This window comes from Mycetocola reblochoni REB411 (assembly GCF_900163835.1).
GTDB classification, from domain to species: domain Bacteria; phylum Actinomycetota; class Actinomycetes; order Actinomycetales; family Microbacteriaceae; genus Mycetocola_B; species Mycetocola_B reblochoni.
In genome coordinates this window covers 14,260-22,734 of the sequence record NZ_FUKR01000006.1, presented here as the reverse complement: position 1 = coordinate 22,734, position 8,475 = coordinate 14,260, and the positions used below count along the sequence as shown (strand labels likewise).

Sequence of the window (8,475 nt, the reverse complement as noted above, 5' to 3'; positions counted from 1 at the left end):
GCTCAGAGCTCGTCGAGGATGCCGTCGAGCTGGTCGAGGACGAGGATGCCGGTCTCGTAGCGGTCGGCGAAGAAGTAGCTCACGCCGAAGCTGCGCCCGTCGACGACGGCGGGGAGCTCCGTGTACGTGGGCACGGACTCCAGCTCCTCGGCCCCGAGGCCCGGCTGTCCGTCGACGGTCTTCTCGGTGAGGATGACGCTGTCGTCGCTCAGCGTGCCGAGCTCCTCGGTCGAGATGTCCACCCCGTTGCTGTCGGTCACCTCGGCGGCGATCGGGTCGATCGTGGCCCCGGCGTCGGTGAGGATGCCGCCGAGCCAGGAGATCGGCGTGTACACGGTCACGGTGCCCTCGTAGTGGTCGATGGGCGCGAAGGTCACCTGATCGAGGACATCCGCGTGCTCGCTGGCGATCTCCGCCGCCTTGGCGTCGTACTCGGACTTCGCCTTCTCCGCCTCGGCGCCGGAGCCGACGATCTCGGCGATCTCCAGGGTCGCGTCCTTCGTCGACGCGGACCCCTCGGCGAGGACGAACACCGTCGGGGCGATGCCGGACAGGCGCTCGTACTCGTCCCTGGACTCCGGGGAGATCTCCTCCGTCGTTCCCGCGCGAACGAAGCCGATGATGAGCTCGGGCTCGGCGGCGGAGATGGCCTCGTAGTCCCAGCCGTCGGGGCCGAGCACGATGGGCAGATCCTTCACGGCGTCGTACTCGTCGGGAAGCAGCCCCTCAGGGTTGTCGCCGTCTGCCGTCGCGACGGGGGTGATCCCCGCGCTCAGCAGCGGTCCGACCGCGCCCTCGAGCGCGACGACGGTGCCCGGCTCGGCGGGGATGTCGACGGGACCGAAGGCGGTGTCGACGGAGACGGTCTCGGAGCTGGAGGTCGTTCCGGCATCGTCGGCGGACTGCGCGCTGCAGCCGGTGAGGACGAGCGCCGAGGTGAGGAGCGTCGCCGCGAGGGCCGTGCGGCGGCGGGTGGGGGGACGGGTCATGGTGGTGCCTTCCTGTGCTGTGTGGTGCAGTGCGGTGTGGTGCTGCGGTGGGCGGGTCGGTTGCGCCGGTCGAGCCGGTCGCGCTTGTCGCGGCTGGTGCGGCGGCGGGTCAGCGCTCGGCGCCGAGCACGTCGAGCAGCTCGGCGACGGTGCCCGCACCGGCGACGGCGGCGAAGTCGAGGGACGGCCGCTCGGCGCGCCAGCCCTCCGTCAGCCGCATGAGCCGGACGGAGTCGATCCCGAGGTCGAACAGCTCCTCGGCGGGGTCGACGGAGTCCAGGCCGGAGGCCAGCCGGAGCTGCTCGAGGACGTCGGCTGCGCGGATCATGAGGGTGTCCTTTCGGCTCCGGCCGTGGCGGCCGGTCGGGGGAGGATGACGGGGGCGCCCGTCACGGGGTCGTCGATCACGTCCGAGTGGAGCGCGAAGACCTCGCCGAGAAGCGCGGGCGTCACCACCTCCGCCGGGGCGCCCTGGGCGCGGACGCCTCCGCCGCCGAGGACGACGATCTCGTCGGCGAAGGCCGTGGCGAGATTGAGGTCGTGCAGCACCGCGACGATGGTCCTGCCCTCCCCGGCGAGGGAGCGCGCCAGCTCGAGCAGCGCCGCCTGGTGGGCCAGGTCGAGGAACGCCGTCGGCTCGTCCAGCAGCAGCACGGGCGCGTCCTGGGCGAGCACGAGTGCGATCCAGGCCCGCTGCCGCTGGCCGCCGGAGAGTGAGGAGAGCGGCCGGTCCGCGAGCTCGTCCAGCCCGAGCCGCGACAGGGCCGCGTCGACGGCGGCGTGGTCGGCGGCGCGCAGCGGAGCGAAGGGGGAGCGGTGCGGACCCCTGCCGCGCTCGACCAGCCCGCGCACGATGACGCCGTCCGGCGCCGTGGGGGACTGCGGCAGGAACGCCACCCGGCGGGCGAAGGCCTTGCGCGGGATCGTGCCGGCCTCCGCACCGTCGAGCAGGACGCTTCCGGTGTGCGGCATCTGCCGGGCCAGGCAGGACAGCAGCGTCGACTTGCCGCTGCCGTTCGGGCCGATGACGGCGGTGAACCGGCCGCGCGGCAGCTCGAGCGTCACCTCGGCCAGCGCGGCGGTCTCGCCGTCGTAGCTCGCCGACAGCGATCGGCAGGCGATCGTGGCTCCGCCGTCGGGGGCCGACGACGCGAGGGGCGTCGACGTGCTCATCGTGCCTCCACCCGCTCGCGTGCGGCGCTCCCGTGCCCGTCCGCTCGCCCGTGTGCTGACGCGGCGTCCGGTGCCACGAGCAGGGTGTCGACGACCTCGCCCGCCCGCAGCGCCACCCCGGACAGCAGCGTCGTCGAGATCCCGTGCTGGTGACCGCTGGAGCCGAGCGAGAACAACCGTCCCTCGGCGGGGCACCGCCAGCGCAGCGCGTAGTCGCGCTCGGCCACCGGCCGGCCGGCCGCGTCGCGGACGAGGGACGCGGCCGAGGCGCCGAGCAACTCGGAGGGGTCGAAGGCGCGGTATCCGGTCGCGGCCACGACGACGTCGGCGGCGACACTCGTGCCGCCCCCGTCGAGCTCGTGCTCGATGTCGACCGTGAGCAGGCCGGTCCCGTCCGCGTCGTCCGTCCGCGCGCCGACCCGGGCGATGCGGGAGGCGTCGTGGATCACGAGCCGCCGCCGGCCGGCCCAGCTGTCCGCGTACTCGGTGTCGTACAGCTCCTGAAGCGTGTTCTCGTGCACGACCGAGTAGTTGGTGTTGCGGTGCTCCGCGTCCAGGCGCTCCCTGACGGGGGCGGGGGCGTCGAAGAGCCGGTCGACCGCGTCGTGGTCGAAGATGCGGTTCGCGTACGGCGTCGCGTCGGAGGGGATGAGGCCGAAGCGGGAGTGCACGAGGTGCACCGTCGCGGAGGGGTGGCGCGTCCGCAGGTCGAGGGCGACCTCCGCCGCCGACTGGCCCCCGCCGATGACGACGAGCTGCGGCCCGCCCTCGCGGCGGGCGTCGACGGGGATGTCGTCGATCTCGTGCAGGTACCGTGACGAGTGCAGCAGCCGCGGGTGCGAGCCGAACTCCGCGGGCGTGTGCGCGCGCAGCCCCGCGGCGGCGACCACGTCCCGCGCACGGAACAGGCGCGGGCCCCCGGCGGTGGCGGCCCGGACCAGGTAGCCGACGATCGTACCGCCCTCGACGACGGGCTCGACGGACTCCACCCGGTGGCCGTAGCGCACGCTGTCGCCGAGCCGCTCCGCCGCCCAGCGCAGGTAGGCGGCGAACTCGGCCCGGAGCGGCGCGGTGCTGCCCCGGTTGAAGAAGTCGTGGATGCGGCCCTGCTCGACGAGGAAGTTGAGGAAGCTCAGCTCCGAGCGCGGGTTGCGGAAGGTCACGAGGTCCTTGGCGAAGGACACCTGCAGGCTCGCGCCCGGCAGGAGCATCCCCGTGTGCCAGCCGGGCCCGTCGGCGGCGTCGAGGAACAGCGCGCGCGGTGCGCGGTCCCGGGGCACGTCGCGCAGCGCGGCGGCGACGGCCATGTTCGCCGGCCCGAAGCCGATCCCGAGTACGTCGACCTCCTCGACGTCCACCTCGGTGTCGGCCCCGTCGGCGGACCGTCCGGATGCCGCGGTCGTGCTGCCCGCGGTCGCGTCCACAGTGCTCGCCGCGTCACCGTCCCCGCCGGTCGCCCGCCGGTCGATCTTGCCGACGGCGGTCTGCGGCAAGCGGTCGACGAGGTGGAAGCGGGCGGGGATCTTGAAGTCGGCCAGCGAGGCGTCCCTGAGGTGGCGCCGCAGCGTCCGCGTGTCGACGCCGTCGGCGTCCGGCTTGGCGACGACGTACGCTTCGACGCGCTCGCCGAGGACCTCGTCCTCGATGCCGCGGACGCAGACATCGGCCACGCCGGGGTGGCGCAGCAGCGCCGACTCCACCTCGGCGGGCGCCACCTTCTCGCCGCCGCGATTGATCTGCTCTTTCACCCGGCCGACGACCGTCAGGTCGCCCTCGGCGGTGCGCGTGACGATGTCGCCGGTCCGGTAGTGGCCGTCCGCGCAGAACGACGCCTCGCCCGCCGCTCCCGCGCGGTAGTACGCCGGGATCGTGTACGGACCGGCGACCTGCAGCTCGCCGGGTGTCCCCGGCGGCACCTCGGCGCCGTCGGCATCGACCACCCTGACCCGGTCCGCCGGCGACATCGGACGGCCCTGCGTCCGGACGATCAGCTCCTCCTCCGCCTCGAGCGGGGTGTAGCAGACCAGCCCCTCGGCCATGCCGTACACCTGCTGCAGCGGTGCGAGCTCGCGGTGCACGCGCCGCGCGATGCTCGGCGCCAGCCGGGCGCCCCCGACGAGAATCCGTGTCAGCGCCCGCCGGGGGAAGGACTCCGCGTCCAGCCAGCTGTGCACGAGGGGAGGGACGGCCTGCACGTGCGTGACGCCGTGCTCCGTGATCGCCGCCCCGACGGTCACGGCATCGGGCGCGGACGGCACGACGACGTGGCCGCCGACGGCCAGCACACCCATCCAGCCCGGCGACGACATCGGGAAGTTGTGCGTCAGGGGGATGGCCGGCAGCAGCACGGTCGAGGAGTCGAAGCCGCAGACCTCGGTGCTGCGCAGGAACGAGTACGCGTACTCCCTGTGGGCGCGGGGGATGAGCTTCGACGGTCCCGTCGTGCCGCCGGAGAGCTGGAAGAACGCCAGCGCGGAGGCATCGCCCGTGCCGGGGGCGACGGTCGCCGCGGGCGGGGAGGGCGCGCGCCGCTGCTCCGCGAGTCGCAGGCAGAGCCCTGTCGGCCAGTCCAGCGTGACGATCCCCGGCGCTCCGGCGGCGGTCTCGGTGCGCAGGCGCTCGCCCGAGCGCGCGTCGAGGCCGGGGAGCTCGCCGAGCAGGTGCACGCTCGCACGCGCGGTCCGTGCCACGTGCACGATCTCGCTTGCCCGGTGCGCCGGAAGCGCGAAGGCCGGCACGGCGCCCATACGGAGCAGGGCGATCGTCAGGACGATGACGTCGAGACCGTTCGGCAGGTGCAGGACGAGCCGGGTGCCTCGCTCGACGCCGGCGTCGGCGAGCGCACCCGCCGCGGCGTCGACGAGCGTGCCCAGCTCGGCGTGGCTCACCGTCCGGCCGTCCGCGGTGACCGCGGGGGCGTCGGCCCCTGCGCGCAGCCCCGGCGCGAGCAGCAGCTCGTCGATCGTCGACGTGCCCCACAGGCCGTCGGCGAGGTAGCGCGCGGCCGCCGTCGCGGGATGGCGGAGGTAATCCTGGTCGCCCGCGTCGTGGAGGGGGGCGCCGTCCGACGGCCGGGTCCGGTCCGTGGTGGGTGTCATCGCGTTCCTTTCAGTGCACCGAGAACGGTGCCGAACTTCGCCGCCGTCTCCGCGTGCTCCTCGGCGGGGTCGGACCCGGCCACGATGCCCGCGCCGGCGTGCAGCGTGAGGTGGCCGTCGGCCAGCAGTGCCGCGCGCAGCACGAGGGACCAGCGGCCGTTCCCGTCGGCGTCCGTCCAGCCGACCAGTCCGGAGTAGAAGCCGCGCGGCCGATCTTCGAGCCGGCTGATGGCCTCCGCCGCGGCCGCGGTCGGCACGCCGCACACCGCCGGTGTCGGGTGGAGTGTGACCGCCGCCTCCAGGGCCGAGACGCCCGGCCGGAGGCGCGCGGTGATCCGGGTGCCGAGGTGCCACATGCGGTCGGTGGCCATGACCGTCGGCGTCGGCGGCACCTCGAGCGCCTCGACCAGCGGGCTCAGCGCGTCCCTGATGTGCTCCACGACGTGCGCGTGCTCGCGCGCGTCCTTGTCCACCCCGTCGAACGCCGGGGCGGGCTCGGAGGAGTCCGATCGCGGGCGGGAGCCGGCGAGCGGGTGGGTGACGAAGGAACGGTCGTGCACGTCGGCGACGACCTCGGGGCTGGCGCCCAGCCAGGTGCCGCCGTCAGGCAGCCGTGCGGCGAACACGTCGGCCAGGGGGTCGGCGGCCGCGAGTCGCTCGAGCAGCACCCGGGTGAGCTCGTCGGCGTCCATGTCATCCGGAGCGGCGACGTCCATCGTGCGGGCGAGCACGACCTTGTCGAGCCGTCCGGCGTCGATCGCGCGGATCGCCCGCGCCACGATGTCCCGGTAGCGGGGGGAGTCGGGCACGGCGGCGGGGGCGGGTGCGGCCGCGAGCGGGGCCCCGCCTGCGGCGCTCGGCTCCGCGTCCGGCGGGACCGAACGCGGGGTGAACACGGCGTCGTCGGTCACGTGCAGCAGTGCCGGCCGGTCCAGCTCGAAGGGGATCAGACCGCAGACGATGGGGGAGCCGCCCGTCCGTTCGGCCTGCCGCGCCAGCCCGGCCATGATCGTCCTGGCCGTCTCGGCCGGGTCGGCCCCGAAGGCGGGCGTGATCGTCCGTCCGCCCCGGGCCCGGAGCGTCCACGGCCCGGAGGAGAACTGCAGCTGCGCCGGACCGACGTCCGTCGTCCCGTCGCCGGTCGCCTCCGACCCGTGGCCGGGCCCGGGGGTTCCGCGGCGCTCGTCCGCCGTCGGGGTCGTCCGGCTGAGGAGGGGGGGGATGCTGCTCGGGCTCATCGTGCGGTCGCACCCCCGTCGACGGTGATCTCCTCCGCGGTGATGTGACGTGCTCCGTCCCCGATCAGGAACGCCGCGACGGAGGCGATGTCCTCCGGCTCGGCGACGCGTCCGAGCGGGATTCCGGCGCGGAAGAGCGCCGGGTCGCCCGCGATCGCCTCCGCGCTCCTGTCCCTGCCGCCCCACATGCGCTCCACCATCGCCGTGCGGGTCGTCCCGGGGTTGAGCACGGTGCAGCGGATCCCCGCTGGGCCGAGCTCCAGCCCGAGGCTCCGGGTGAACTGCGATGCCGCGGCCTTCGAGGCACCGTAGGCGGCGAAGCCGGCCCGGGGGATCGTCCCCGCGTTGGAGGCGACGGTGAGGATGGACCGATCCCTGTGCCGCGCCGCCGACGCCCCCTGACGGAGCATGAGTCGCGCCGCCGCGAGGGAGGCGCCGATCACGGCGACGACGTTGACGGCGAGCACGCGGTCGAGGGTCCTCCGATCCAGTTCGACGGCCGGCCCGGTGGCGAGCACCCCCGCGGCGTTGACGAGTGCCCGCAGCGTCTCGCGCTCGCCGAGCTCGTCGAAGAACGAGGCGACGGCCTCCTCGTCGGTCACGTCGATGCGCCGGCGCACGAGATCGGCCGTGTCGGCGGGGGCGTCGTCCGGCCAGTGGGCGTCCAGGGCGTACACGCGCGCCGCACCGTGGTCGGCGGGCCCGGCGAGGATCGCGGACACGATCGCCGAGCCGATTCCGCCCGCGGCACCCGTGACGACGATGGCCTGGCGCCGATCGGCGCTCACAGCGCGGCTCCCGCGGCCTGCGCCGGCTGCGGGTCGAGGTCGTCGAGGAGCCCCGCGGCCGTCGTCACCTGTCCGCATCGCCCCGCGACGTAGCGGATCGCCATCTCGTGCTCCTCGAGAGAGAAGTCGGCTTGGGCATCGGCGGCGAAGAACACCTCGATGTTCTGCATGAAGGCGTCGAGCGCGGTCGTCAGGCAGCCGATGTGCGCGTACACGCCCGTCACGATGAGCTGATCGCGCCGGCGGTTACGCATCCGGTGCGCCAGGTCGGAGCGGTGGAAGGCGGAGTAGCGCCACTTCGTCAGGACGTCGTCGCTCGCGGCCGGTTCGAGCTCGTCCACGATGCGGGCCGACTCCGGGGTGGCCAGGCCTGGCCCCCAGAGATCGGTGAGCAGGCCGCGATCGGCCTGGTCCTGCCCGGGGGGCTGGGCGGTGTACACGACGGGGATCCCCTGTGCCCTGCAGCGGCGGAGCAGAGCGCGGATCGCGGTGATCGCCGTGGAGATCTGGGCCTCGGGGGCGTCGACGAAGGCGTCGACGAAGTGGCGTTGCATGTCGTGCACGAGCAGCACGGCCCGGTCGGGCTCGATCCGCCAGCTGGTTCGATTCTGGGTTGTGTCGACGGGCGGCAGCTCGTACGGGCTGATCCGGGGCAGGGGCACGGTGTCACTCCAGGCGCGTTCCCGGGGCAGACGTCGCCCCAGTTCGGTTAGGTGAGGCTACCCTAGCTCGATCGCCCCTCCGCCGTCGAGAGTGTTTGACGGGCGTGTGGAAAGCCGTCGGAGCAGGGTCGGCCGTCGCCGGCGAAGCGCTCGGGTGGAAGAGTGCGACAGCCCCGGAAACACGCGGCGAAAAAAGTGACACGCCCGGGTTGCACGAGCCTTCCGGCTCCGGCTAAGCTTGGGGGGTTCAACACGTCTGCCCCCTTCCGAGTGGGCCGGCTCACTGCCAGGCAGTGCATAGGGCAATCGGTCCCTAGGCCGCGGGTAGCAGGACACCTCCTCACAAGCATCGGATGTCAATTCGATGCGTGCCGTCAGCACGCTGCTGCGGTGGGCCCTCCCGCCGCACGGGCGACGCCCGGGTGGGGCCACGCGGGTGACCACGTGGATTGACAGATGAATAGAGGTGCGGCGAGCCGTCCCAGACGGGGAGCGCACATCAGAACCGCGTCCAATGCGAGAAACCG

At 73.8% G+C, this 8,475-nt stretch carries 7 protein-coding genes; all 7 read right to left on the bottom strand.

Annotated features, from left to right (window positions below):
* Window positions 1-2 precede the first annotated feature (2 nt).
* The 7 genes from FM119_RS00950 to FM119_RS00920 all read right to left on the bottom strand — a co-directional run bounded on the left by FM119_RS00950 (window position 3) and on the right by FM119_RS00920 (window position 7,948).
* Window positions 3-989: an ABC transporter substrate-binding protein gene (locus tag FM119_RS00950; protein WP_087135825.1), complete on the bottom strand. Its 987-nt coding sequence runs from the start codon at window positions 987-989 to the stop codon at window positions 3-5.
* Between the two features lie 109 nt (window positions 990-1,098).
* Window positions 1,099-1,317, bottom strand: coding sequence for a phosphopantetheine-binding protein (locus FM119_RS00945; protein WP_087135824.1), 219 nt, complete (start codon window positions 1,315-1,317; stop codon window positions 1,099-1,101).
* A complete protein-coding gene (locus FM119_RS00940; RefSeq protein ID WP_087135823.1) occupies window positions 1,314-2,162 on the bottom strand; it encodes an ABC transporter ATP-binding protein in 849 nt (282 codons plus the stop codon). Before FM119_RS00940 ends, FM119_RS00945 begins: the two co-directional genes overlap by 4 nt.
* Window positions 2,159-5,260: a SidA/IucD/PvdA family monooxygenase gene (locus tag FM119_RS00935; protein ID WP_087135822.1), complete on the bottom strand. Its 3,102-nt coding sequence runs from the start codon at window positions 5,258-5,260 to the stop codon at window positions 2,159-2,161. Before FM119_RS00935 ends, FM119_RS00940 begins: the two co-directional genes overlap by 4 nt.
* Window positions 5,257-6,498, bottom strand: coding sequence for an isochorismate synthase (locus FM119_RS00930; RefSeq protein ID WP_087135821.1), 1,242 nt, complete (start codon window positions 6,496-6,498; stop codon window positions 5,257-5,259). Before FM119_RS00930 ends, FM119_RS00935 begins: the two co-directional genes overlap by 4 nt.
* Window positions 6,495-7,286: an SDR family oxidoreductase gene (locus tag FM119_RS00925; RefSeq protein ID WP_245827163.1), complete on the bottom strand. Its 792-nt coding sequence runs from the start codon at window positions 7,284-7,286 to the stop codon at window positions 6,495-6,497. The genes FM119_RS00930 and FM119_RS00925 overlap by 4 nt, the downstream gene beginning before the upstream one ends.
* On the bottom strand, window positions 7,283-7,948 hold the full coding sequence (locus FM119_RS00920; protein WP_087135819.1) for an isochorismatase family protein: 666 nt from the start codon (window positions 7,946-7,948) through the stop codon (window positions 7,283-7,285). The genes FM119_RS00925 and FM119_RS00920 overlap by 4 nt, the downstream gene beginning before the upstream one ends.
* Between the last annotated feature and the right edge of the window lie 527 nt (window positions 7,949-8,475).

Bases quoted from the DNA above. Each gene is read 5' to 3' on its own strand.
- FM119_RS00945 (WP_087135824.1), bottom strand. From the start codon at position 1,317: ATGATCCGCGCAGCCGACGTCCTCGAGCAGCTCCGGCTGGCCTCCGGC.
- FM119_RS00950 (WP_087135825.1), bottom strand. From the start codon at position 989: ATGACCCGTCCCCCCACCCGCCGCCGCACGGCCCTCGCGGCGACGCTC.
- FM119_RS00935 (WP_087135822.1), bottom strand. From the start codon at position 5,260: ATGACACCCACCACGGACCGGACCCGGCCGTCGGACGGCGCCCCCCTC.
- FM119_RS00940 (WP_087135823.1), bottom strand. From the start codon at position 2,162: ATGAGCACGTCGACGCCCCTCGCGTCGTCGGCCCCCGACGGCGGAGCC.
- FM119_RS00930 (WP_087135821.1), bottom strand. From the start codon at position 6,498: ATGAGCCCGAGCAGCATCCCCCCCCTCCTCAGCCGGACGACCCCGACG.